Source organism: Paramagnetospirillum magnetotacticum MS-1, from assembly GCF_000829825.1.
GTDB classification, from domain to species: Bacteria; Pseudomonadota; Alphaproteobacteria; order Rhodospirillales; family Magnetospirillaceae; genus Phaeospirillum; species Phaeospirillum magnetotacticum.
The window spans coordinates 331326-355882 of the sequence record NZ_JXSL01000027.1 but is presented as its reverse complement, the minus strand read 5'-3'; the positions used below and the strand labels follow the sequence as shown (position 1 = coordinate 355882).

Genomic DNA, 24557 nt, shown 5'->3' with positions numbered 1-24557 from the left:
TCAGATCAGATCCGGCGGTATTTTGGCCCGAACCTCTTCGGCTGGACCGGCAAGACGCAGATAGCCTCCATCGAACACTAGAATGCGGTCCGCGACCCGCAGGTGACTAGGACGATGGGTAACCATGAAGATAGTGGATTGGCCACGGAAATTCTCGACGGACTGCATGAATGTGCGGTCGCCTTCGAAATCGAGACCATTGACCGGTTCGTCGAACAGCATGATCGGGCTGCGCTTGAGATAGCCGCGCGCCAGGGACAGCTTCTGGACGAAACTGGTGGGCAAATGATCGGAGGCGCCTTCGCCGATGCGGGTCTCGAGACCGCGCGGCAGGTTCATGATCTCCTCCCAGACATCAGCTTGATCACAGGCCCAACGGATATCGGCATCGGTCGCCGTGGGATGGGCCAGGCGCAGGTTCTGCGCCACGGAGCCGAAGAACAGGTTACATTGTTGAGGCGTATAGGAAATCATATGCCGCATCTCGATCGGGTCGATCTGGCGGATATCGGTGGCATCGATCTTCACGGCGCCAGCCTGGGGGGCATAAAGGCCGAGAAGAACCTTGAGAATGGTGGATTTTCCCGAACCGTTGCGGCCCGTGACGCACACCACCTCGCCCGGCTCCACTTCGAAAGAAACGCCGACCAGGGCCGGGTCTGATTCGTTGTTATAGCGCAACGACACGCGGGAGAAGACCACGCGCCCCTTGATATTCTTCAGCGGCGCCACGATGGCCTTGGGGTCGCGCTCGGGCTTGATGCCCATCAAGCCGTCGATCTGCCGGATAGACCCCCTCACCTGCTCCACCCGCTGCAACATGGTGAAGCCGGTCTGCAAAGGCGACAGGACGCGCCACACCAGCATCATGGCGGCGATCAGGCCACCGATGGACAGGGCGCCGTCGATGACGCCCAGCACGCCGACCATGATGGTGGCCAACCCCGACGAGATGATCAGGATATTAGAGCAGGTGCTGATGGCGACGGCGAACATGCCGTTCTTGAATCCACCCATGGCGGCACGGGCCGACATGTCGCGGTAGCGCTTGACCCAGGTGTGTTCGGCGGCGGCCAGTTTGACGGCGCGCATCTTGCCCAGTGCTTCCACCAGGAATTCCTGACGCCGGGAACCGGCGCGCGACGCAAGTCCCACATTCTTGCGCACCACGGGCATCACGGCCCAGCCGCCCACCAGGAACAGCAAAGTGCCGATCACCGGCACCAGGGCGATGACTCCGCCCAACAAGGCGATGACGGTGAAATAGAAGATGGCGAAGGGCAGTTCCATGAACACCGTGGCCAGCGGCCCGGTGAAGAACTCGCGCACGGATTCGAAATCCTTGATGCGGGCCACCTGGGCGCCGATAGTCGCCCGCTCGGTAAATCCGGGCGGCAGAGCCAGGATATGCTGGAAGATGTTATTGCCCATGATGTTGTCGAGCCGCGCGCCGACAAAGGCCAGGATGCGGGCACGGACCTCGCGCAGGATGGCGTCGGCGACCAGGGCCATGGTCACGCCGATGGAGAGCGAAACCAGCATGGAATAGGATTCGGCGCCGATCACCTTGTCATAGACCGACATGGTGAACAGCGGCGTGCCCAGCGAGAAGACATTGAGTACGAAGGTGACGAAGAAAGCCTGCCAGTAAAGCGGCCGGAACCGCTCCAGAACACTCTTGAACCAGCTGGCCGGCTTGGCGGCGGCCGCGTCTCCACCCAGATTGGTAAAGAAATAGGCCGTCCCCACGATTCCGCGGGTATCGGCTTTGATGGTAAGTCCCTGGGAGCTGTCGAAAACTTCGGCCTCGCCGTCCTCGTCGATCTTCTTGACCACCAGGGCATGACTGGTATCGGGCAGGAACAGGCAGGGCAACAACCGGGGATCGATGATCTCCAGTTCAAGGCGCTCGGGCCGACTGGAATAGTTCAGGGTCGCCATGACATTGCGCAGACCGGTCAGGTCCAGATCATTGGCGAAGTGAGGCAGGGATTCTGCCACATGGCGAGGATCGCCCTTCCAGCCCAGCGCCTTCAGCAGCGGCAAGAGGCATGCGGCAAGATCCGAAGCTGCGGAAAAGCCGCCCAGAGCATTTTGCGCCAGTTGCTGTTCGTACTGCTCGATTGCCTGCTGATTGGGCTTGTAACCCGGGGCAAGGCTGGTGGCGGCGACGGCGGTCATGCCGGGCCTCCCTGGGGCAACAGGCCCGGAGGCATTTCAGGCATCGGCGGCCGCTCCTCGCGCGGAGCCTTGGGAATCAGAGTGCCTTCCTTCAGATCGAAAACCCGGTCGGCCATCTTGGAAAGCGAAGGCCGAGGTGTGACCAGGACCAGGGTGCGCTTGCCCTTGGCCCGCTCCAGCCAGACGCGCAGAAAGTTGTCGCCGGTCGTGTCCACAGCCGTATTGGCTTCGTCGAACAGCACGACGCGCGGATTGTTGACCAGGGCCCGCGCGATGGCGATGCGCTGCTTGATGCCGCGCGGCAGGGAATCATAGGCGCCATCGCCCACCGGCGTGTCATAACCCAAGGCCATGGTCGCCACCACCTCGTCCAGGCCCAGCAAAGCGGCCGTCTCCACCGCCACATCGTCGAATTCCTTGCGGAACATGGTGATGTTTTGAAGGATTGTCCCCTGGAACAGCACGCCCATCTGCGGCAGAAACGCGATGTGATCGCGCACGCTTTGCGGCTCGAACATGGTCATGGGCTGGCCGTCCACCAGCACCTCGCCCTTGGTGGGTTTGATGGCGCCCTGCATCAGGGTCAGCAATGTGGTCTTGCCGCTGCCATTGCCGCCCGAAATGGCGATGCATTCGCCCTCCCGGATATTGATGGAGGCGTCATGGATGATCACGGGCAGCTTCTCGCCATAACGGAAAGAGCAGTCCTTCAACTCCAAAGCCCCTTTGGGCGAGGTCATCTTCGGCAGATTCTTGGCCGATTCGGGCTTCAACTTGAACAGCTCGGACAGCCGGTGGCGGGCCAGCATGAATGACTGGAACCGGGTCCAGACGCCCAACGCCTTCTGAATGGGCGCCATGGCGCGACCGGCCAGCATGGAACACGCCGCCAGACCGCCGGTGGTCATCTCGCCGTTCAGCACCACAAGGGCTCCGAACATGGCGACGCAGACCGTGGTGGCCTGGGAGAAGAAGGACGAGACACCCATGGCGGTCGAGGAATTGAGCGCCACCTGATAGGCGCCCTCGGCGCAGGTCTCCTGCAGACGCTCATAACGGCGCACCATCTGCGCCTCCATGGCGAAGGCCTTGACGCTGTGAATGCCGCCCAGCACCTCGATGATGAAATTGAAGCGCCGGTCATCGGCGATCATGCGCTTTTGCAGCGCGCCGCGCAGCTTGCCGCCCAGGAGGATGGCGGTCAGGCAGAACAGAACCAGGATGGTGATGGGAACAAAGACCAGGATGCCGCCCATCATGGCCACCAGACTGAGATACAGAACGGCGAAGGGCAGATCCAGCAGGGTCAGCATGGCCTGACCGGCATAGAATTCACGCACCGTGGCCAGAGAGTTCATGCGCTCCAGATGAGCGCCGGACCCGTCCTTCTCGAACTCGTCCACACCCGACATCACCAGATGGTTCAGCGCCGTACAGCCCGCATTGTGCTCGAATTTGGCGCCCACCCAGCCGGTGATCCACGAACGGCAGAAATTCAGGGTGGATTCCAGCAGCAGGGAGGCAAACACGGCGCCCATCAGGAACACCATGGTGCCCACCGATTTATTGGGCAGGATACGGTCGTAGACCTGCAAAAGCGCCATGGGAAGCGCCAGGCCAAGGATATTGAGGAATAACGACGCCATGGCGAGGTCGAACAGACTGCTCTTCAACGTCGACAGTGAGGCGATGCTAAACGCTGGCGCCTCTGCTCCGTTCGTCGCCCCGGCTGCGGAATCATTCATTACGGTGGCACCACAGTCTGCACGCCGCGCTCCCTCGAACACCAACGAAACCACCGCCCCCGGCCCCCGTCGGCAAGCGGGAGAATAGCGAGTCGCATCCGTAATAACCACAAGATATTGGTTATATTTTGTAGCGGGGGGCTGGCCTTTGGGTTTGGGCGCGCATTATGATGGCAGCAGCCTAGAAAGCGTCCCAGAGCGAGTACGGTTCCTTGAGCCAACATTCCCGAATGCCCTTGCCGGCCAGCATCGAAACGATCGCGAAATTGATCGCCATCGACACTACAAGTTACAAGACTAATTTACAGTTAATCGACCTGGCGGAAGAAATCCTTACCGCTCTCGGGGCTAATATCCGCAGAACCTGGGACGAGTCCAGAAACAAGGCCAATATCTTCGCCACAATTGGTCCCAATGATGTCCCTGGTATAGTGCTTTCCGGCCATACCGACGTCGTACCGGTGGATGGTCAGGACTGGACCACAGACCCCTTCCGCTTGACCCCCATGGACGGCAAGCTGTTCGGTCGCGGCACTGCCGACATGAAGAGTTTCATTGCAATCTGCCTGACGCTTGCCCCCGAATTCGCCGCCGCGCCGCTGCGGATGCCGGTGCATTTCGCTTTCTCCTATGACGAGGAGGTGGGATGCGTCGGAGTTCGCAGGCTGATTGACGACCTAGCCCATCTGGCAGTGCGTCCCGCCCTTTGCATCGTGGGCGAACCCACGGATATGAAAGCGGTGATCGGCCACAAGGGCAAGAAAAGCGTGCGCTGCCATGTGGAGGGCCACGAATGCCACTCGGCGCTGAACCATCAAGGCGTCAATGCCGTGGAGATCGCCGCCGAAATGGTCACCCGGCTGCGCGCCATGCAGCGCCGCATCAAAGAACAGGGACCTTTCGATCACGGCTACCAGCCGCCCTATACCACGGTCCATACCGGCACCATGCAGGGCGGCACGGCTTTGAACATCGTTCCGAAATCCTGCTCTTTCGAATTCGAGATCCGAAATCTGCCCGACCACGACCCCGAGGACCTGATGGCCGAAGTGCGGGGCTGGGCCCAGGATCTGGTGCCGGAAATGCTGGCGGTCAGCGAGGCCAGCGGCATCACGCTGGACGAGCACAACTCCACGCCGGGCTTAGGTCTTGACGAGATGGACGCGGTGGTTCAACTGGTTTGCGCACTATCGGGCAGCAACCAGACCAGCAAGGTGGCATTCACCACCGAGGCCGGACTGTTTCAGCAAGCGGGCATTCCTGCGGTGGTGATCGGCCCCGGCAGCATCACCCAGGCCCATCGGCCCGACGAATTCATCGCCATCGAGCAGGTCGCCAAATGCGAGGACTTTCTGCGGCGCCTGCTGGCCCATATGTGCTGAACTAATCAATCACCGCCCGAAGCGATGTCCAGGTGCCCGGTGATGGGGCCAGGAGCAGACACCCCTCCTCCGCCCTCGGGCGGTAGGGGCGGCCATCGGTCAGAGCGGCATAGCCACCCGCTTCGGCGTGGATCAGCACTCCGGCGGCATGATCCCAAGGCATCAGGCGGTTGTAATGGGCGAAGTGAAGCTGGCCCGTCACCAGGTCCAGGTAATCATGGGCGGCACTGCCCTTGCGGCCCGTCTTGGCCACCAGGGCCGACAGGCGGCCAGATCGCTTGACCGAACCGGTCAGCTCCGCCAGCGGCGCCACCGGCAGGACCGTAAGTCGCTGGGACCCTGACCAGGCGCCGCCGCCAAGTTCAGCCGTGATCATGCGTTCGCCCAGAGGATCGAAGATCCACCCCGCCACCGTCACGCCGTCCCTCACCAGGGCGACGATCACGGCGAAACGGGCATTGCCCTTGGCGAAATTGGCGGTGCCGTCCACCGGATCGATGATCCAGACGGAACCTTGGCCCTCCAGCAGCTTGAGAAGGGCGGGATCGGCGGCCACCGCCTCCTCGCCCACCACGGCCGAGCCCGGCAACAGATCGCGCAGCCGGCCCGTCATGACCCGTTCCGCTTCCGTATCGGCCTCGGTGACCAGTTCGCCCGGCCGTTTTTCCCGGATCTGCCCGGCCGAAAGATGCTTGAAGCGCGGCACGATCTCCTCGGCCGAGGCTTCGCGGATGATGGAGGCCACTTTCTCGAAATTCATCAGTGCCCCCTGCCCTCGGCCTTGCGCTGATGAAAGCGTTTGACGTCGGCCGGGTCAAGCTTGACCCGCATGAAGGCCTGGGCCTCGTCATCGCGCCGGGCCACCACCTCGCCGTGGCTGTAGAGCCAGGCGATGGAAGCGCCGTCGCCCAAGGGCAAGGCCACATCGATGGTCTCGCGGGCATGGCCCAGGCGCCGGTCCAGTTCGGCCAGCAATTCATCGACGCCCTGGCCGGTGATAGCCGACAGCGCCATGACGCCGTCGCGCCGCCGCGCCTGATTAAGGACTTCGTGGCGCCTTTCCTCGTCCAGCAGGTCGATCTTGTTGAGCGCCTCCACCAGACCGCGATCCACCACCTCGGCCAGCCCCAGTTCCTTCAGCACCGTATCCACATCGGCGGATTGGGCTTCGGTATCGGGATGGGAGATGTCGCGCACATGGACCACGATATCGGCCTCCAGCACCTCCTCCAGGGTGGCGCGGAAGGCGGCGACCAGTTCATGGGGCAAATCGGAGATAAAGCCCACCGTGTCTGACAAGATGATCTTGCGACCCGATGGCAGAACCAGGGTGCGCATGGTGGGGTCCAGGGTAGCGAATAGCATGTCCTTGGCCAGGACCTCGGCGCGGGTCAACTGATTGAACAACGTGGATTTACCGGCATTGGTATAGCCCACCAGGGCGACGATGGGATAAGGCACCTTGCGCCGCGCCTTGCGGTGCAGATCGCGGGTGCGCTTCACGTCCTCCAACTCGCGTTCCAGCTTGACGATGCGCTCGCCGATCATACGGCGGTCGGCCTCGATCTGAGTCTCGCCAGGACCGCCCAGAAAGCCAAAGCCGCCCCGTTGGCGCTCCAGATGGGTCCAGGACCGCACCAGACGAGACCGCTGATAAGACAGCGCCGCAAGTTCCACCTGCAACGTGCCCTCGCGAGTGCGGGCGCGGGCGCCGAAAATCTCGAGAATCAGGCCGGTGCGGTCGATGACCTTGCAACCCCAGGCCTTTTCAAGATTGCGCTGCTGCACCGGCGACAGATGGCAATCCACCACGGCCAGGGCGACATCACGCTCCTCGACCAATTCGGCAAGGCGTTCCACCGCGCCCTTGCCCATCAGGGTGGCGGGGCGCAGTTTGGCCACATTCACCGCCTCGGCGGCGACGATATCGAGATCAATGGCACCGGCCAGCCCTACGGCCTCGGCCAGACGGGCTTCGGGCAAACGGTTGCCCTCCCCGCCCTTGACGGCGGGGTGGACGACCATGGCGCGGCTGGGCGCCGTTTTCGTGGACCCGGACTCTCCCACCTATTCTTCGCCGTTTTCCTTGATCGGAGGCTCGAACAGAGAGATGGGGGTGGACGGCATCACCGTCGAGATGGCGTGCTTGTAGACAAGCTGGGTATGGCCGTCACGACGCAACAACACCGAGAAGTTGTCGAACCAGGTGACGATACCCTGAAGCTTCACACCGTTGACCAGGAAGATGGTGACGGGGGTCTTGTTCTTGCGGATGTAGTTGAGGAACACATCCTGCACATTTTGCGACTTTTCGGCGGACATGATTGGGATCCGTTCTTATTGGCCGATCTTGATTGTCGGAATGCGGTTAGGCACCGCCCCGTTTGAGCCCTCAGTCGTTACCACCATTTCCGACAGATGGGAACCTATAGTTCTCGGACAAGATGGACGAGGTCCATGCAGGCGGATAGAAAGCGCACGGGCGGATGGACGAACTCTCCCTCGCTGGGAGGATCGGGCCGCATGACCACAGGTGTGCATCCCGAATTGACGGCGCAATGGGTGTCGATGGGGGAATCGCCCACGAACCACACATCCGGCCCGGCTTCGATTCCCGTTCCCGCCAAGGCGAGATGAACGGGAGCGGCAGCCGGCTTGTCGGCCTCGGCGTCGTCAGCCCCCACCAGACGGACAAAGTGACCGGCCCAGCCCATGATCTCGGCTTCCTTGCGCAGGAATCCGCCACGCTTGTTGCTGACCACCGCCAGCACCACGCCTTCGCCACGCAGCCCGGCCAACATCTCGCCCGCGCCGGGCAAGGGGTTCAGGTAATCCAGATGGATATCGGAAAAACTCTTGGTGAACACGTCGCGGGCCTCGGGCCAGCGCTCGCCGAACATGGCGGGAAAGGAATCGCGCATGGAGGCCGCCACCTGTCCGCGCGTCTCATCCAGACTCCATTCCGGCATGCCGAAATGGCGAAAGGTCATGTTGTAGGATTCCTGGATACAGACCCAGGAATCCACCAGGGTGTTGTCCCAGTCGAAGATGATGGCCCGCGGACGGCTCAAACTCGCCTCCGCCATCAGAAATATTCCAGACGGACCGAGAACATCTTTTCGACTTTTTTCACCGCATCGGCGGTGGCGAACAAGATGACGCGGTCGCCGGGGTGAATGACCGTGCTGCCCCTGGGGCTCACCACCTTGCCGTCATGGACCACCGCGCCCAGCAGAACGCCCGCGGGCAGTTTGACCTCTCGTAGCGGCTTGCCCACCAGGGACGAGGTTTCCAGGGCATCGGCCTCGATCAATTCGCCGAATCCCTCGTGCAGGGAGTGGACGGCGTGGATGCGGCCCCGGCGCACATGCTGGAGGATGTTGGAAACGGTGATGGCGCGGGGATTGACGGCCACATCGATGCCCAGCGGCGCAACCAACGAGTTGTAGGTGGTCTTGTTGATCAGCGCCATGGTCCGGCGGCAGCCATAGCGTTTGGCCAGCAGGCCCGACAGGATGTTGGTCTCGTCGTCATTGGTGACGGCCACCACCGCCTCGGCGGCGCCCACCGAGGCCTCTTCCAAAATTTCCGGGTCCAGGGCGTCGCCATGAATGACCACGGTATGCCCCACGGCCTTGGCCACGAATTCGGCGCGTTCCTTGTTGGATTCGATGACCTTGATAGAGGTTCCGGGCCGGGCCTCTTCCAACTGCTGGGCCAGGAACAGGCCGATATTGCCGCCACCGAAGATGACGATGCGGCGCGCTTCCTGATCTTCCCGGCCGAAGGCGGTCAACGCCCGGTCCACATGCTCCGTATCGACGACGAAATAGACTTCGTCGCCTTCCTGCATCTGGTCTTCCGAGGTCGGCACGATGGCCTTGCCGTCGCGCACGATACCGATGATGACGATGGCCAGATCGGGAAACAGCACGGTCAACTGGCGCAGCGGCGTGTTGATCAGCGGGCATTGCCCGGTGCAGCGCACGCCGATCAGCCGGACCTTGTCGCCCACAAGGGGAATCACGTCGATGGCGCCCGGCACCTGAAGGCGCTTGGCGATGGCGCGGGCCACCTCGATCTCGGGGCTGATGATGACATCGATGGGCAGATGCTCGCGCGAGAACAGATTGGCCCAGATGGGGGCCAGATAGGCCTGGCTGCGCACGCGGGCGATCTTGGTCGGCACGTTGAACAGCGAATGGGCCACCTGGCAGGCCACCATGTTGACCTCGTCTGCGGCGGTCACCGCGATGATCATGTCTGCATCACCGGCGCCCGCCTGTTCCAGCACCGCCGGATGGGAGGCGAAGCCCAGCACCACCTGGACATCCAGGGTATCGCTGACCTTGCGGATCAGTTCGGGGCGCTGATCGATGATGGTGACGTCGTTGTTCTCGCCCGCCAGATAATGGGCGATGTTGAAGCCGACCTGACCGGCGCCGCAGACTATGACCTTCATTTCTTTTCGTCCGTGTTGACGCCAAGCAGCTTGAGCTTGCGGTGAAGGGCCGAACGCTCCATGCCCACGAAGGCCGAGGTGCGCGATATGTTGCCAGCGAAACGATTGACCTGGGCCAGCAGGTATTCCCGCTCGAACAGTTCCCTCGCCTCGCGCAGCGGCAGGGTCATGATCTCGCTGGACTTCTCCCAGCGCAAGACGGCAGGCGTGATGGCGCCGATCTCGCCGGGCAGCATATCGGCGCGGATGGGCTCACGCGCATCGCCGGGCGCCATGATCAGCAGCCAATCCATGACGTTTCTGAGCTGGCGCACATTGCCCGGCCAATCATAGGCCTGCAGCGCCGCCATGGCGTCCTCGCCCACGATGCGGGGCTGGGCTCCCGCGGCCGCCGCGGCCAGGGTCATGAAGTACCGGGCCAGGGCCGGGATATCCTCACGCCGGTCGCGAAGAGCGGGCATCTTCACCGGCACCACGTTGAGGCGGTAATACAGGTCCTCGCGGAAATGACCGGCGGTCATCTCGCTTTGCAGATCGCGGTTGGTTGACGCGATGACGCGCACATCCACCTCGACCCGTTTACCACCGCCCACCCGCTCGAACATCTGGTCTTGCAGGACCCGGACGATCTTGCCCTGGGTTTCCAGCGGCATGTCGGCCACCTCGTCCAGCAGCAGAGTGCCGCCATGGGCCTGTTCGAACGTGCCGATCTTGCGGGGGCTGTCGGGGCCGTCCAGGCCGTGTTCCGTGCCGAACAGCTCCATCTCCATGCGGTCGGGATGCATGGCGGCGCAGTTGAGAACCACGAAGGGGCCGTCGGCGCGGCGTGAACGGGCGTGAATCTGGCGCGCCACCACTTCCTTACCCGATCCCGCAGGGCCGGTGATCAGCACGCGGGAATTGGTGGGCGCCACCTTTTCCACCGCCTGGCGGACCTGCTGGATGCCCAGCGCGGCGCCGACCAGATCGCCCGCCGAGCCGGAGCGCAATTTCAGTTCCTCGTTCTCGCGCCGCAACCGGGCCGCCTCGACGGCACGCTCCACCACCAGAAGCAGACGGTCGGCCTTGAACGGCTTCTCGATGAAGTCGTAGGCGCCCTGCTTGATGGCTTGAACGGCGGTCTCGATATTGCCGTGGCCGGAAATCATCACAACCGGCACTTCCGGATGATCGCGCTTGATGGCGTCGAGAACCTCCAGACCGTCCAGGCGCGAACCTTGCAGCCAGATGTCCTGGATGACCAGATTGGGCCGACGGGCACGGATGCCCTCCAGGGCCTCGTCCGAATTGGCGGCCTCGCGGGTGTGGTGTCCCTCGTCTTCAAGGATTCCGGCAATCAAGGCCCGGATATCGGCCTCGTCGTCGACGATCAGGATGTCATGGGCCATGGGTTACCGTGGTCTCGCCGGTTGCCTGGGTTTGCTGCTGCTCGGGTGCCGGGAAGACCAGCCCGATTTTTGCGCCTCCCCCAGGCGCATCCTCAAGATACAGATCACCGCCATGGTCTTCCATGATCTTCTTGACGATGGCCAGACCCAGGCCGGTTCCCTTGGTCCGCGTGGTGACATAGGGCTCGGTCAGGCGCTCGCGGTTCTCGGTGGGCAAGCCCTTGCCGTTGTCTTGTACCGTCACCACCCATCGATCGGCGCGGGTAGCGAGGCTGAGCTCTATTCGCCCGCGTGGCGCCTCGGGGTCTTCGCGGCCCTGGATGGCTTCCACCGCGTTCTTCAGCAGATTGGTCAGCGCCTGACCGATCAGGCGGCCGTCGCACAGAACCGGGACCTTGCCCTCGGGCAGATGATGGACGAACTCCACATCGGGATTGCCGGTGCGTTGCATGAACATGGCCTGACGGCAGATGTCATTGAGATCGTCGGGCTTCATCTGCGGCGCGGGCATGCGGGCGAAGGATGAGAACTCATCGACCATGCGGCCGATATCGCCAACTTGGCGGACGATGGTTTCCACCAGATTGACGTATGTCTCAGGATCGCTCTGTATCTCCTTGAGATATTTACGTTTTAGCCGCTCTGCAGAAAGTTGGATCGGGGTCAGCGGGTTCTTGATTTCGTGGGCGATGCGCCGGGCCACATCAGCCCAGGCGGCGGTACGCTGGGCCGAGACCAGCTCGGTGATGTCGTCGAAGGTCACCACATAGCCGATGACTTCGGCATCGAGGCGCTCGGCGGCCACGCGGACCAGCAGGATTCGGCTGCGGCCGCCGGGCGAGGACAGACGCACCTCGCGTTGAATCAGCTTGTCGGGACGGCGGACCGCCTCGTCCAAGGGTTCGGCCAATTCCGGGATGACTTCGCGGATATCGTGGCCCACCTGCTCATCGAGGTTGATGCCAATCAGCTCTCCCGCCGAACGGTTGGGAAGATGGATGCGCCCTTCCGAATCCAGGCCGATGACGCCGGAAGACACACCGGCCAGCACCGTCTCGGTGAAGCGGCGGCGTTCGTCCAGTTCGCGGTTGGCGTCCACCAGATCCTGACGCTGGCTGGAAAGCTGATGGGTCATGCGGTTGAAGGCACGGCTGAGAACACCGATCTCGTCGGCGGCATCCTCCGCCACCCTGGTGTCGAGATCGCCGGAACGCACCTTCTCGGCCGCATCGATCAGCCGCCCGATGGGCGTCGCCAGCCTCACCGCCATGGAGACACCGACCCAGATGGCGGTCAGAACCAGCAGCAAGGCCACGATGGCGAAGATCAGGGAGAATGCCTGTTCCAGACCCGACAGACGCCCTTCCAAGCGCTCATATTGCGCCACCGCCTCGGATGTCTTGGCCATATGGCCGATCACCTTAGGATCGACGAAGCGGCCCACATACAAAAATGTGTCGCCGAACAGCCCCTGAAGCAGGACCAGGGCCTTGACCCGGTCCTCGCCCGAACCCGACAGAACCACCACATCGCCGCTGCGCGCCTTGTCCAGGGCCCAACGGGGAATCTGATCGATGCTGGCCTCGACCGCGAAAATCAATCCCGAACGGGCCAGGATATTGCCACGGGTATCGAAGACAATGGCCTCGGTCAGGCCACGAATGGCCGCCTGGGTGCCGACAAACTGGGCGAAATGCTGAGGCGAGCGCAGCAGGATGGGACCTTCGCGGTTGATGTCATTGGCCATGGCCAGGGCATCGCCGCCGATGATGCGCTTGTGTTCTTCAAGATAGGCGTGCGCCACTTCCAGCGAAGCCTGAAGCGCGGTGCGGACACGATCGGAAAACCAGCTTTCCACGCCATAACGGAAAAAGGCGGTCGATCCGACGCTCATCAGTACCGAGGGCGTGACCGCCACCAGGGCGAACAGCATGATGAAGCGCAGATGAAGCTTGGACCCCGAGGCCCCGCGCCGCCGCGCCCGAAGCACGTCCAGAACCCTGAACCCAACAACGCCCCCCAGCGCGGCCAGCAAGATACCGTCGGTGGCCAGCAGCGACAGCACGGCGCGGGGATCGGGGCCAGCGGGACCGGCTCCGCCGCCGCCCATCACCCAGACCGTGGCGATGATGGCCGGAACCGACGCGAAGGTCAGGCCATAGGCCAGACGGCGCGCCAGATCGACCCGGCGCGCCCAATGGCGTATGCGGCGACCAAAGGCCATTTATTTGAGGCCGCGGGCGATCTGGATGTCCAGGTCCTTGATCTTCTTGCGAAGCGTATTGCGGTTGACGCCCAGCAGATGGGCCGCCTTGATCTGATTGCCGCGCGTCGCTTCCAAGGCGATGGTAACCAGGGGACGTTCCACTTCGCGCAGCACCCGGTCGTAGACTCCGGCAGGCGGCAGTCCGTCGCCGTGATTGCCGAAATATTCGCGCAGATGCCGCTCCACCGTAGCGGACAGCCCCTCGCCCTCCACCCCGCCGGAAATGGCGTCGGCATGGGGCGTACCGCCCACCAGTTCCTGCTCGATAACCTCAATGCCGATCACTTCTTGGGAATACAGCGCCGCCAGACGGCGAACCAGATTCTCCAGTTCGCGCACATTGCCCGGCCAGCGGTGCTTGCGCAGCCGGTCCATGGCCAGGCCGTCGATGGTCTTGGACGGCAATCCCTCCGCTCCCGCCTGGGCCAGGAAATGACGGATCAGCTCCGGAATGTCCTCGGACCGCTCGCGCAAGGGCGGCAGGCGGATGGGCACCACGTTCAGGCGGTAGAACAGATCCTCGCGGAACAGGCCTTGGCGGATCAGTTGGGTAAGATCGCGGTGGGTCGCGGCCACGATGCGCACATTGGCGCGGATGGGGGTGCGCCCGCCCACCGTGGTATACTCGCCTTCTTGCAGAACACGCAGCAGACGGGTCTGGGCCTCGGGCGGCATGTCGCCGATCTCGTCCAGGAACAAGGTTCCGCCCTCGGCCTGTTCGAAACGTCCGGCAGCCCGCTGGGTGGCGCCGGTAAAGGCGCCCTTTTCGTGGCCGAACAACTCGCTTTCGATCAGCTCGCGCGGAATGGCCGCCATGTTGATGGCCACGAAGGGACCGTTGCGGCGCTTGCCGTAATCGTGCAGCGCGCGGGCCACCAGTTCCTTGCCCGTGCCCGATTCGCCCGTGATCATCACCGACAGATCGGTACTCATCAGCCGCGCCAGGGTCCGGTAGATCTCCTGCATGGCAGGCGATCGGCCGATCAGCGGCAGCTTTTCATCGTCGTCATCGGCGGCGGCCTCGGTGGGAGAGGCCCGCGGCGTGGACAAGGCGCGCCCGACCACATTGACCAGTTCCTTGAGGTCGAAGGGCTTGGGCAAGTATTCGAAAGCGCCGCGCTGGGTAGCCTTCACCGCGGTCAGCAGCGTGTTCTGGGCGCTCATGACGATGATGCGCAGTTCCGGGCGGATCTTCTTCATGCGCGGCAGCAGGTCCAGCCCGCTTTCGTCGGGCATCACCACATCGGTGATCACCAGATCGCCCTCGCCTTCCGACACCCAGCGCCACAGGGTCGAGGCATTGCCGGTGGTCCGCACCTCGTAGCCCGCCCGGCCCAAAGCCTGGGACAGTACCGTGCGGATGCCCCGATCGTCATCGGCCACCAGAATTGTGGCCGTGGTGGTGGTTGTCATGGTGCTCACTTGCCGTCCCCATCCTGGACCATGGGCAGCATCACCCGGAAAATGGTCCGCCTCGGTACGCTGTCGAATTCAATCACGCCGCCATGATCGCCGATGATCTTGGCCACCAGGGCCAAGCCCAACCCGCTGCCCGATGTCTTGGTGGTGACGAAGGCGTCGAACAGGTTGGGCTTCAGATCCTCGGGGATTCCGGGGCCGTTATCTTGGATGCTCACCACCAAAGGCAGGTGGCGGCGCGTCTCGCTGCCCGGCAGGGCCAGACGGACGCCGTGCTGATACCCGGTGGACAGGATGATCTCGCCGCCCTCCTCCGGCACCGCCTCGGCGGCGTTCTTCACCAGATTGAGGAAGACCTGGACCAGTTGGTCGCGATCTCCCAAGACCGGCGGCAGCGAAGGATCGTAATTCTCGATGATCCGCACCGAGCGGGCGAATCCGGCCTCGGAGATGCGGCGCACATGTTCCAGCACCCGATGGATGTTGACGGCGCTGCGCTCCACGGTGGGATTGTCCGAGAAGGCCTCCATGCGGTCGACCAGGGCCACGATGCGGTCCGCCTCGTCACAGATCAGCCGGGTCAGAACCCGGTCGTCCTCTCCGGCATTCTGCTCAAGCAATTGGGCGGCGCCCCGGATGCCGGACAGGGGATTCTTGACCTCGTGGGCTAAGATGGCGGCCATGGCGCTCACCGACCGCGCCGCATTGCGACTGGTCAGCTGCGAGCCGATCTTCAGAGCGATGGACTGCTCGTGAAGGCTGATCACCACCGCGCCGGGCATCTCGATGATGGGAGCGATCTGCACCGTGACGGTGCGGTGACCGGTGCGTGGCGTGTCGAGGGTGACGCCGTATTCGGCGACCGAGAAATTGCCGTCGCGAGCCTGAGTGACCAGCGCCAGCAGCGGTGAATCGGGCGGCAGAAAATCCGTGACGGACTGGCCGACCATATAGGCGGCGCCACAGGCGAACAACTGCTCTGCCGCACCATTGGCGTAACGGATGACGTTCTGCCTGTCCACGGCCACCACGGCGGAACCGAGCGCGCTCAGGACCGAGGTCGGATCGAAGGTGGAGCCGGACAATCCGCGCTTCAAGGCCGAGACGATGGGAATGGGCATCAGGCGGCGGCCTTTTCCAAGATGGGGGCGTAGAAGTCGATGATGGACTGACGCATGATCGCCGGGTCGTTTGTGCGGTTGATTTCGGCCCGGAACTCGGCCGAACCTGGCAATCCCTTGGAATACCAGGCCACGTGCTTACGGGCGATGCGCACCCCCGGTTCGGATCCGTAATGGGATAGCATGGCGTCCAGATGCCCCAGCATGATCTCCAATTGCTCCGCCCGCGAAGGATCGGGGAGCCGCTCGCCCGTGGCCAGGAAATGAGCCACCTGCCCCGGCAGCCACGGACGCCCATAGGTGCCGCGGCCGATCATAACGCCATCGGCGTCGGACAGTTCCAGCATACGGACGGCATCATCGATGCTTTCCACATCGCCATTGCCGATCACCGGAATGGACACCGCCCGCTTGACCTCGCCGATGAAGGCCCAGTCGGCCTGGCCTGTATACATCTGGTTTCGGGTGCGGCCATGCACGGTGACCATGCGGATGCCGCATTCCTCGGCGACACGGGCTAGACTGGGGGCGTTGCGGCTGTTCATGTCCCAGCCGGTGCGCATTTTCAAGGTGACGGGAATATCCACCGCCTTGACCACGGCGCTCATGATGCGGGCCGCCAGGTTCTCGTTGCGCATCAGGGCCGATCCGGCCTCGCCCTTCAAGGCGACCTTCTTGACCGGACAGCCCATATTGATGTCGATGATGGCCACGCCCAGATCCTGGTTCAGCTTGGCGGCCTCGGCCATGACCTTGGGTTCGCAACCGGCCAGTTGCACCGACATGGGGAATTCCTCGGCGGTGTGTTGGGCCATCTGCATGGTCTGGCGGTTCTGGCGGATCATGGCCTGGCTGGCGATCATTTCCGACACGACCAGACCCGCGCCGAGCCGCTTGACCAGCCTGCGATTGGGCATGTCGGTAACACCCGCCATGGGGGCCAGGATAACCGGATTATCCAGGGTCACCGATCCGATGGAGATGGTCTTGCGTGTATACTGAGCCATGGCTGCGTATTTATTATGCAGATGCCGCATAATGCAACGGCAAAAGCTGCCTGCTAAAAAAGCAGGCTCTTAAGACAGCAGGACCTGGGTCACGAATTTGACCCCCGGATAGGCCAAGGTCAGCAAAAGATAGGACAGCAACACCACGCGGGCCGCCACCCGTCCACGCACGCCACAGACCCTGTGCCCGACGAGCAGCAGCCCGATCAGGACGAAGGCCAGCAGCGACAGCAGGATCTTGTGAGACAGGGCCAGCAGGGTTCCCGTCTCGAAATACTGGGTGGCCATGCCGGTGACCAGCCCCAGGCCCAGCACCACTTCCGAGGCCAACAGCAGGCGTCCGGCCAGGGTCTCACTGTCGGCGACGCTGGGGAGCATCCGGGTCAGCTGGGTCGGCGCCTTGCGCTTCAAAGCGCGCTCCTGCAGGAAGGTGGCCAGCGAGGCCACCGCCGCCAAAGTCAGCAAGGCATAGGTCAGAACCGAAACGACAATGTGGATGTCCAGCCAGGCGGCAGGCACCTGAGTACTGAGCTGCGACGGCGCCTCCACCCACTGGACCAGGGAGGCCAGAAGACCGAGCGCGGCGAGAAACGGCATCAGCAGCGGTGCAAGCCGCCATCCCTGCCCCGTGGTCTGGGCCAGGGCGGCGAATAGGGCGGCGGTCGCGGCGATGGAGACCCAAAGCGCGGCCGACAGACTGGTCTGCCACTGCCCACCCATCAGGGTAAGGGCCCACAAAGACGGCCCCAGGGCCGCCAGAGCCAGGCAAAGGCGGAACTGCACGCTCCGCCCCTCGCCGGCGCGAAGGGCCACCAGCGCGGCGGGAAGCAGCGCCACGAGGGCGACAATATTGAGAGCCAGGGACGACATGAGCGGACTATACCATCCTTTGCGAAGCCGCAAAGGGGTGACAGCACGCGACGTCTCGCATAGTCTGTCGCCCGCTTTTCATGGGAGATCGCAAATGGCCAAGACGGTTGTGCTGGTGGTGGCGGCGGGGCGCGGACGGCGGTTCGGCGGCGACCTGCCCAAGCAATACCATGATCTGGCCGGACGCATGGTGCTGCGCCACACCCTGGCAGCCTTCGCCACCAATCCCGAGATTGCCGCCGTGCGCGCCGTCATCCATCCCGACGACCGCCAGCTCTACGACATGGCCGCAGCCGGTCTCAACCTGCTGGAACCGGTCCATGGCGGCGCCACTCGCCAGGACAGCGTGCGTCTGGGCCTGGAAAGCCTGAAGGATCTGGCTCCCGCCAATGTGTTGATCCACGACGGGGCGCGGCCCTTCATCGATCACGGCACCATCGGCCGGGTCATCCGCGCGCTCGACAACCACCCCGGTGCCCTTCCTGTTGTGCCGGTGGCCGATACGCTGAAACGAGGCCAGGACGGTTTCGTGGCCGACACGGTGGATCGCTCCAATCTGTTCCGCGCCCAGACTCCCCAGGGATTCCGCTATGCCGATATCATTGCCGCTCACCAGGCGGTGATCGGCAATGAACTGACCGATGACGCCGCCGTGGCGGAAAAGGCCGGTCTGGCGGTGGAACTGGTGAACGGCGCGGAAGACAACGTCAAGATCACCACCAGCGCCGATCTTGAGCGGGCGCGCCGCTTATTCGACGGCCCCGGCGAGGTCCGTTCGGCCTCGGGCTATGACGTGCACCGCTTCGACCCCGCCAAGAAAAGCGTGTGGCTGTGCGGCGTCGAGATTCCTCATGAAGCGGGCCTGGAAGGCCATTCCGATGCCGACGTCTCCCTGCACGCGCTTACCGACGCGGTGCTGGGCGCCATCTCGGCCGGTGATATCGGCCATCACTTCCCCCCCACCGATCCTAAATGGAAGGGCGCGGCCTCGGACCAGTTCCTGGCCCATGCGGGCTCGCTGGTCACCGCCAAGGGCGGGCGCATCGTCAATGTGGATGTCACCATCATCTGCGAGCGGCCCAAAGTGGGCCCCCACCGCGCCGCCATGGCGGCCAGGGTGGCGGAAATCCTGGGGATTTCCCAAGACCGGGTCAGCGTCAAGGCCACCACCACGGAAGGTCTGGGCTTCACCGGCCGCCGCGAAGGCATCGCCGCCCAGGCCATGGCTTCGGTCTGGCTGCCCCGCTAGCTCACCCGCCTGTCTCGGTCTTGATCCAATCCAGATAGGCGGGATTGCCCGCCTCGATTGGCAAGGCAACCACGCAGGGGCAGGCATAGGAGTGCCGTTCACGCACCCGCGCGATCACGGATTCCACCAATTCCGCCCGCGTCTTGCAGATCAACACCGCCTCGGGTCCCTCGCAGACCTTGCCCTCCCACCAATAGACCGAGGTGACGCCGTCCATCACATTGGCGCAGGCCACCAGCCTCTCTTCCACCAGGCTACGAGCCAAGGCCATGGCCTCCTCCCGATCGGAGGCTGTCACGTAAATCATCTTGACCGTCAAAGGCTTATCTCCTTACTGGCAGAGAAAAGCGGGGCGCGTCCACTTGTGATCGGGCGCGCCCCACGAGTCTGTGCAGGTCATCCCGGAAGAGGAGATCGAACCAGGAGCCCTCACCGGTCCGGTACCACGGCACCGCCAACCGATGTCACGCATATGTGAATTGGGTAAATGGATTTCGATACCCCGGCGTGACAAATCCTCATCCCTTCAACTTCTTTCGCAGATGCCGGTTTCCGCGCACAGAATACTCGCGATATATTCGGCCGCCTCTTCATTCCCCAAAGCTTGGGCAACAGGCTGTTCCGGCAGGGAAAACAACCTGCGTAGTTGAGCCTCCGCGTCACATGTCAGTGCTTCCAAGGTCACCGCCAGCGCCCTTGTATGGGCCGCCAACCATATGTCCATGGCGGGCGATTCCGGCCAATCGGGCCGCAGGACATATAATACGGGTATTCCCGAAAGCCCGGCTTCGGTAAAGGTGCCGTAGCCCGGTTTGGTGACGATCACATCCACCGAAGCGGCCAGATCGGAAAACGGCAGGCCAAGATCCCGCCAGGCCACGATATCGCCCCGGTCTTTTGGAAAATCCAGCGTGGTGGCCCAGGTCCACCCCTCCATGCGCGGCCAGTTCGCCATGGAAAAATCGTGATCGATGCCGCCAAAAGCCGCCAGTCCAAGCCTGCCGGGCAGCCGGGCGGCCAATTCATCCCGGCGGTTCCGCCCCTTATTTGCCACAGGTCCGATGTCGATAATGGTGTCGATACTGGGCATGTCCATGGCGGGCGTGACCCGCAGGAAGGCTTGGGCCGCGTTGTAGGAACCGCGCATCTGGGCATAGATGCCAGCCGCTTCCGGCCGGTCCCCCAGATAGTGCCGGTAGATGTCGGCCCATTCCAGCGAACTGAGCGCCACGGCCCCGATACCTGCCCGCGCGGCGGCAGCCAGGGTGACATAGGGCACATTGGCCAGCACCAGATCAGGCCAGGCTCGGCGCAGCCTTTGGGCCTCGGACTCCACGAGGGCATCGAAATCGGCATGCAGGCGGCGATAGCCTTCCGCCGAAGCCTCCAGATCCACCACCGTGGCCGACAGCATCTTCAGACCGAAATCAGGGATGTCCGGAATATGGGTGAAATCGGGGCCGTAGCGCTCTTCCAGAAAAGCGCGCGGCAAGGCGGTCTGGATGGTCAGGCGAAGATCGGGCAAGCGCCGCCGCAAGGCATGTATCACCGGCGCCGTCATGGCCGCATGGCCATAGCCGTGGGGCGATAGGGCCAGCCAAAGATGCTTTGACGTTTCGGGAAGAAGCATGGACCGCTTTAACCTGGAAGATCTGGATGGGCGGGCACCATATCCGTTTCCGGCTTGCCGCGCGAGCCCAGCCGGGGCTACCCTTTCTTTCACGTAACATTCTGCCCGTGAACGAAGGACAGCCGCCATGAATCTCGCCACCCGTTATCTCGGCCTCGACTTGAAGAATCCTCTGGTGGTATCGGCCTCGCCGTTGGCGCTCGACCTTGGCAATTCCCGGCGTTTGGAAGACTGTGGCGCGGCGGCCATCGTGCTGCCCTCCATCTTTCAAGAAGACATCGAGAACGAGATCGACGAGATCGAACGGCTGGTCTGCGAGGGCAATTCCGAAGCCTTCTCGTACTTCCCCGCCAATATTTCCGCCAATGCCGGGCCGAAGAACTATCTCGACCTGATCCGCCGCACCAGGGAAGCCCTGGAAATTCCAGTGATCGCCAGCTTGAACGGCACCACGCGGACTGGCTGGACCGATTACGCCCAGCAGATCCAGCAAGCCGGCGCCAGCGCCATCGAACTGAATGTCTATTTGCTGCCCACCGACATGGATATGAGCGGCACCGAGGTGGAATCCCGCTACCTGGAAATTCTCGAAGACGTGAAGTCCACGGTGAAGATTCCGGTCTCCATGAAGCTCAGCCCCTATTTCAGTTCGGTGGGCAATATGGTGAAGGTCCTCGACGACCATGGGGTGGATGGCGTGGTCCTGTTCAACCGCTTCTACCAGCCCGACATCGATCTCGAGGAACTGACCCTGGTCCGCGATCTCAAGCTCAGCCATAAGGGCGAAATCCGCCTGCCCCTGCTGTGGATCGCCACCCTGGCCGGCAAGATCAAGGCGTCCATCGCCGCTAGTTCCGGTGTACAGACCGCCGCCGAGGTGGTGAAGTATCTGTTCGTCGGCGCCGATGTGGTGATGACCACCTCTGCCCTGATGCGTCACGGCGTCGGCTATATGAAGACCCTTCATGATGGCCTCATCGCCGAACTCAAGGAACGCGAAGCCGAATCCGTGGCCGACATCCGGGGCCGCATGAGCCGTGGCGCCACCAAGGATCTGGCCGCCTTCGACCGGGTCAACTATATCCGCATCCTGCGGGGCGGCGCCTATAACGCCTGACTTTCCAAGATATTATCTCGGAAAGGCCCGGTCGTTTAGCCGGGCCTTTTGCTTTCGGGCCGTCGAATTATAACAATTAGAGTCTTTGAATTTGACCTTGGTCAAATGTATAACCAAAATACACATTACGAAGGACAGGGACTCTCATGACCGCCGCATCCACCAGCAAAACCGAATGCCGTGTTCCCCGCCTGTTGGGTTACGCCGCCATCGTGATCGCCGGAACGGTGATCGGCGCAACTTTATTCGGATGGGCGATCATTGGCCTGACCACCGTCCTGGCGCACTGATCAAACCGCAAAGGGTTCGGGCGGCAGGCCCGCGCGCGACCGCGCCACCATCTGGACATAGGCCTTCTCCAGATCCCTGGTAAAGATCTCGGTGTCAAACAGGGGCGCAGGCGTTTGCCGCCGGGTGTCCAACCGGTCCTTAAGCATTCGCAGGCGCTCGGGCTCGCGGGCCAGACGGATGGCCTCGGCCTTGTACGCCTCCGGTGACGCCGTGACGAGTTCCGGAAGGCCCAGGGCAAGGAGAAGGCTGGAGGCCCCCCGGCTCACGAAACTCTCGCCCATCCAGGTCAGAACGGGCAGCCCCGACCACAAGGCGTCGCTGGCCGTGGTGATGGCGTTGAAGGGAAAGCTGTCCAGAAACAGATCCGCCAGACGATGCCGTGCCATGTGTTCGGCAAGATCGACCCGCTGGGCGAATACCAGACGGGCCGGATCGATCCCCCGCCCGGCCATCTCCCGGTTCATATTGTCCCGGCTGAGAGGACCGCGGTCGAGCAGCCAGAGAACGCCCCTGGGAACCTGATGCAGGATCTCGGCCCAGACATCGAATGTCTGCGGCCGGAATTTGAAGCTATTGTTGATGCAGCAAAAGACGAAGGCATCTTCGGGCAACCCATGGGCGGCGCGCGGCTGACTGGGTTCGCCAACCGGGGGATGGTCGCCGAAGGGCAGGAAACTGTGAGGCAGATGAACCAGCTTCTCGGCATAGTGCTCTTGCTGGTCCCTTGGGGCGATCACCGCATCCGCCAAGATGTAGTCGAGCCAGTCCACTCCCATGGTGGCGGGGAAGCCCAGGAAATTGATCTGAACGGGCGCCGGGCGGCAGGCCAGAATCTCTGGCCGGGTATTCTTGGTGAAACCGCTGAGATCCACCAGAATGTCGATGCCATCCGCGTGGATACGGCGCGCCGCGTCCCCTGAAGCCACCTCCCTGAGATCCACGAAACGGTCGAAGCTGGCCTCCAGCCTCTGGCGCATGGGACTGCCGTCGTCGGGCCCCAGGGAATAGGCAGAGATCTCAAAACGCGAGCGGTCGTGACGGTCGTATATCCCCGCACTCAGATTGGCCACGGGATGATTATGAAAATCGGCGGCCAGATAGCCGATTTTGATCTTCGGGGAGACCGCGTCACCGTTCCGGGGGGCGAACGAGACGCCCTGGACCGAGGCGGCGCGGTCGGAGCAAAGCATCCGGCCCCACAAATTCCCGCATCGCGCCTGTTCCTCGGTCGAGGCGGGAATGGACAGGAAGACCAGGGGGTCGATGCCCGGATTGCCGTCCGCCACCATGCGGCGGCACGCCTCCTCCTCCGCCTCGATCCCCGGCCAGTCGCAAACGACCTTGCGCAGATGCACCAGCTCGCTCAGCGCATCGGCATCGTCGGGCATCAGATTGCGGGCCGTTGTATAGGCCTCCAAGGCCTCTTCCAGCCGCCCCAGTTCGAACAGCGTCTTGCCGCGATTGAGGCTAGCGGCGCCATTGGCCGGGTCCAGTTCAAGAACCCGGTCATAGGCGGCCAGCGCCTGATCGTAATCCCCGGCCTTCTTGAAGATCACACCGCTGTTGAGATGGGCGGAGAGATGGCAGGGATCCAAGGCGATAACCTGGGCATAGGACTGGAGGGCCTCTTCCAGCCGCCCGAGATCGTGAAGCGCGCGGCCTAGATTGTATCCGTGGCCGGGATTGCCGGGGTCGATCTCCGAAGCCTGCCGGAAGCAGTCCACCGCCTCGTCCAGCCGCCCCAGCTTGGCCAAGGCCACCCCCATATCGGAGCGCACATCCGCATGGCGGGGTTCCAGAGCCAAGGCCCGTGCCCAGGCATCCACCGCGTCGACCCAACGTCCGGCGGCGAACAGGGCGCCCCCCAGATTGCCGTGGGCCTTGGCCAATCCAGGAGCCATCTCCGCCGCCTTGGCGAAGGCATCGATGGCCTCTTCCAGCCGCCCGGCGGCTCGGCAGGCCAAACCCAGATTACAACGGGCCTCCGCATCCCCCGGCGCCAGGGCAAGCCCCTCCCGGAAATGAGCGATGGCATGGTCGAAGCGCCCCTGGGCCGAGACCACCAGACCGAGCCCGAAACGATGTTCGGGACGATCGGGTTCACGGTCGGACAAACGCACGAACTCACGCTCGGATTCCGGAAGGCGTCCGGCCGCCTGTAGGACCAGAGCATAGTTTCGACCGATCCGGCTGTCGTCGGGCGCCAATCGCGCCGCTTTGCCCAGGCTATCCAGGGACTGGGGCAAACGCCCCGTCTGAGCCATCAGCACGCCATAAGCGTAAAGCGACTCCACATGATCGGGGTTGGCGGCCAGAACGGCGGCGTAAAGGGGCTCGGCCGCAGCAAGGTTTCCCGCGCGGTGCGCAGCCTGGGCCTTGGCTAAAGTCTCTTGATCCAATCAGGCCTCCCCATAAGAGAAACGGCCCGG

At 63.1% G+C, this 24557-nt stretch carries 20 protein-coding genes; 4 read left to right on the top strand and 16 right to left on the bottom strand.

Annotation, left to right across the window (positions count from 1 at the left end):
- Entirely contained in the window at window positions 1-2181 is a 2181-nt protein-coding gene (locus tag CCC_RS10315) for a peptidase domain-containing ABC transporter (protein WP_041041157.1), read from the bottom strand.
- The gene (locus CCC_RS10310; protein ID WP_052473093.1) at window positions 2178-3926 is read right to left on the bottom strand and encodes a peptidase domain-containing ABC transporter; all 1749 of its coding nucleotides are present in this window, start codon (window positions 3924-3926) and stop codon (window positions 2178-2180) included. Before CCC_RS10310 ends, CCC_RS10315 begins: the two co-directional genes overlap by 4 nt.
- Window positions 3927-4156: 230 nt before the next feature.
- On the opposite strand from CCC_RS10310, the gene argE reads away from it, so the two are divergent.
- Window positions 4157-5308, top strand: coding sequence for an acetylornithine deacetylase (gene argE / locus CCC_RS10305; protein WP_041041155.1), 1152 nt, complete (start codon window positions 4157-4159; stop codon window positions 5306-5308).
- Between the two features lies 1 nt (window position 5309).
- On the opposite strand, the gene CCC_RS10300 is transcribed toward argE, so the two are convergent.
- From CCC_RS10300 to CCC_RS10250, 11 genes are all read right to left on the bottom strand, one after another.
- A complete protein-coding gene (locus CCC_RS10300; RefSeq protein ID WP_041041153.1) occupies window positions 5310-6068 on the bottom strand; it encodes an inositol monophosphatase family protein in 759 nt (252 codons plus the stop codon).
- Window positions 6068-7375 carry a GTPase HflX gene (gene hflX, locus CCC_RS10295; RefSeq protein ID WP_041041151.1) on the bottom strand — a complete coding sequence of 436 codons (1308 nt, stop codon included), beginning with the start codon at window positions 7373-7375 and terminating at the stop codon, window positions 6068-6070. Before hflX ends, CCC_RS10300 begins: the two co-directional genes overlap by 1 nt.
- Window positions 7376-7630, bottom strand: coding sequence for an RNA chaperone Hfq (hfq, locus tag CCC_RS10290; RefSeq protein WP_008617630.1), 255 nt, complete (start codon window positions 7628-7630; stop codon window positions 7376-7378).
- 104 nt (window positions 7631-7734) lie between these two features.
- A complete protein-coding gene (locus CCC_RS10285) occupies window positions 7735-8379 on the bottom strand; it encodes an HAD family hydrolase (RefSeq protein WP_236686358.1) in 645 nt (214 codons plus the stop codon).
- A gap of 14 nt (window positions 8380-8393) precedes the next feature.
- Window positions 8394-9770 carry a Trk system potassium transporter TrkA gene (gene trkA, locus CCC_RS10280; RefSeq protein WP_009867497.1) on the bottom strand — a complete coding sequence of 459 codons (1377 nt, stop codon included), beginning with the start codon at window positions 9768-9770 and terminating at the stop codon, window positions 8394-8396.
- Window positions 9767-11158, bottom strand: a complete 1392-nt coding sequence (gene ntrX / locus CCC_RS10275) for a nitrogen assimilation response regulator NtrX (RefSeq protein ID WP_041041149.1) — start codon at window positions 11156-11158, stop codon at window positions 9767-9769. The genes trkA and ntrX overlap by 4 nt, the downstream gene beginning before the upstream one ends.
- Window positions 11148-13382 carry a sensor histidine kinase NtrY-like gene (locus tag CCC_RS10270; RefSeq protein WP_041041147.1) on the bottom strand — a complete coding sequence of 745 codons (2235 nt, stop codon included), beginning with the start codon at window positions 13380-13382 and terminating at the stop codon, window positions 11148-11150. The genes ntrX and CCC_RS10270 overlap by 11 nt, the downstream gene beginning before the upstream one ends.
- On the bottom strand, window positions 13383-14837 hold the full coding sequence (gene ntrC / locus CCC_RS10265; protein WP_041041436.1) for a nitrogen regulation protein NR(I): 1455 nt from the start codon (window positions 14835-14837) through the stop codon (window positions 13383-13385). It abuts the gene before it with no gap.
- Between the two features lie 5 nt (window positions 14838-14842).
- On the bottom strand, window positions 14843-15964 hold the full coding sequence (locus CCC_RS10260; protein WP_009867953.1) for a two-component system sensor histidine kinase NtrB: 1122 nt from the start codon (window positions 15962-15964) through the stop codon (window positions 14843-14845).
- Complete coding sequence (gene dusB, locus CCC_RS10255; protein ID WP_009867951.1) at window positions 15964-16971, bottom strand: tRNA dihydrouridine synthase DusB; 1008 nt, start codon at window positions 16969-16971, stop codon at window positions 15964-15966. The genes CCC_RS10260 and dusB overlap by 1 nt, the downstream gene beginning before the upstream one ends.
- Window positions 16972-17040: 69 nt before the next feature.
- Complete coding sequence (locus tag CCC_RS10250; protein ID WP_009867949.1) at window positions 17041-17841, bottom strand: cytochrome C assembly family protein; 801 nt, start codon at window positions 17839-17841, stop codon at window positions 17041-17043.
- A gap of 94 nt (window positions 17842-17935) precedes the next feature.
- Between CCC_RS10250 and CCC_RS10245 the strand changes: the two genes are divergently transcribed.
- The gene (locus tag CCC_RS10245) at window positions 17936-19090 is read left to right on the top strand and encodes a bifunctional 2-C-methyl-D-erythritol 4-phosphate cytidylyltransferase/2-C-methyl-D-erythritol 2,4-cyclodiphosphate synthase (RefSeq protein WP_009867947.1); all 1155 of its coding nucleotides are present in this window, start codon (window positions 17936-17938) and stop codon (window positions 19088-19090) included.
- A 1-nt stretch (window position 19091) separates the two neighbouring features.
- Here CCC_RS10245 and cutA read toward each other — a convergent pair whose 3' ends face one another.
- Window positions 19092-19397, bottom strand: coding sequence for a divalent-cation tolerance protein CutA (gene cutA, locus CCC_RS10240; protein ID WP_041041435.1), 306 nt, complete (start codon window positions 19395-19397; stop codon window positions 19092-19094).
- 219 nt (window positions 19398-19616) lie between these two features.
- Window positions 19617-20720 (bottom strand): hypothetical protein, encoded by a 1104-nt coding sequence (locus CCC_RS10235; RefSeq protein ID WP_041041145.1) that lies wholly within the window; start codon window positions 20718-20720, stop codon window positions 19617-19619.
- Between the two features lie 127 nt (window positions 20721-20847).
- Between CCC_RS10235 and CCC_RS10230 the strand changes: the two genes are divergently transcribed.
- Both CCC_RS10230 and CCC_RS22555 read left to right on the top strand, forming a co-directional pair.
- Window positions 20848-21837 carry a dihydroorotate dehydrogenase-like protein gene (locus CCC_RS10230; RefSeq protein WP_009867163.1) on the top strand — a complete coding sequence of 330 codons (990 nt, stop codon included), beginning with the start codon at window positions 20848-20850 and terminating at the stop codon, window positions 21835-21837.
- 146 nt (window positions 21838-21983) lie between these two features.
- A complete protein-coding gene (locus tag CCC_RS22555; RefSeq protein WP_169746887.1) occupies window positions 21984-22127 on the top strand; it encodes a hypothetical protein in 144 nt (47 codons plus the stop codon).
- Here CCC_RS22555 and CCC_RS10225 read toward each other — a convergent pair whose 3' ends face one another.
- Complete coding sequence (locus tag CCC_RS10225; RefSeq protein WP_052473090.1) at window positions 22128-24527, bottom strand: tetratricopeptide repeat protein; 2400 nt, start codon at window positions 24525-24527, stop codon at window positions 22128-22130.
- Window positions 24528-24557: the final 30 nt, after the last annotated feature.

What these genes read in the sequence shown, in the direction of transcription:
- CCC_RS10315 (WP_041041157.1), bottom strand. Translation starts at nt 2,181, where the DNA reads ATGACCGCCGTCGCCGCCACCAGCCTTGCCCCGGGTTACAAGCCCAAT.
- CCC_RS10310 (WP_052473093.1), bottom strand. Translation starts at nt 3,926, where the DNA reads ATGAATGATTCCGCAGCCGGGGCGACGAACGGAGCAGAGGCGCCAGCG.
- argE (WP_041041155.1), top strand. Translation starts at nt 4,157, where the DNA reads ATGCCCTTGCCGGCCAGCATCGAAACGATCGCGAAATTGATCGCCATC.
- CCC_RS10300 (WP_041041153.1), bottom strand. Translation starts at nt 6,068, where the DNA reads ATGAATTTCGAGAAAGTGGCCTCCATCATCCGCGAAGCCTCGGCCGAG.
- hfq (WP_008617630.1), bottom strand. Translation starts at nt 7,630, where the DNA reads ATGTCCGCCGAAAAGTCGCAAAATGTGCAGGATGTGTTCCTCAACTAC.
- trkA (WP_009867497.1), bottom strand. Translation starts at nt 9,770, where the DNA reads ATGAAGGTCATAGTCTGCGGCGCCGGTCAGGTCGGCTTCAACATCGCC.
- ntrX (WP_041041149.1), bottom strand. Translation starts at nt 11,158, where the DNA reads ATGGCCCATGACATCCTGATCGTCGACGACGAGGCCGATATCCGGGCC.
- CCC_RS10270 (WP_041041147.1), bottom strand. Translation starts at nt 13,382, where the DNA reads ATGGCCTTTGGTCGCCGCATACGCCATTGGGCGCGCCGGGTCGATCTG.
- ntrC (WP_041041436.1), bottom strand. Translation starts at nt 14,837, where the DNA reads ATGACAACCACCACCACGGCCACAATTCTGGTGGCCGATGACGATCGG.
- CCC_RS10260 (WP_009867953.1), bottom strand. Translation starts at nt 15,964, where the DNA reads ATGCCCATTCCCATCGTCTCGGCCTTGAAGCGCGGATTGTCCGGCTCC.
- dusB (WP_009867951.1), bottom strand. Translation starts at nt 16,971, where the DNA reads ATGGCTCAGTATACACGCAAGACCATCTCCATCGGATCGGTGACCCTG.
- CCC_RS10250 (WP_009867949.1), bottom strand. Translation starts at nt 17,841, where the DNA reads ATGTCGTCCCTGGCTCTCAATATTGTCGCCCTCGTGGCGCTGCTTCCC.
- CCC_RS10245 (WP_009867947.1), top strand. Translation starts at nt 17,936, where the DNA reads ATGGCCAAGACGGTTGTGCTGGTGGTGGCGGCGGGGCGCGGACGGCGG.
- cutA (WP_041041435.1), bottom strand. Translation starts at nt 19,397, where the DNA reads ATGATTTACGTGACAGCCTCCGATCGGGAGGAGGCCATGGCCTTGGCT.
- CCC_RS10235 (WP_041041145.1), bottom strand. Translation starts at nt 20,720, where the DNA reads ATGCTTCTTCCCGAAACGTCAAAGCATCTTTGGCTGGCCCTATCGCCC.
- CCC_RS10230 (WP_009867163.1), top strand. Translation starts at nt 20,848, where the DNA reads ATGAATCTCGCCACCCGTTATCTCGGCCTCGACTTGAAGAATCCTCTG.
- CCC_RS22555 (WP_169746887.1), top strand. Translation starts at nt 21,984, where the DNA reads ATGACCGCCGCATCCACCAGCAAAACCGAATGCCGTGTTCCCCGCCTG.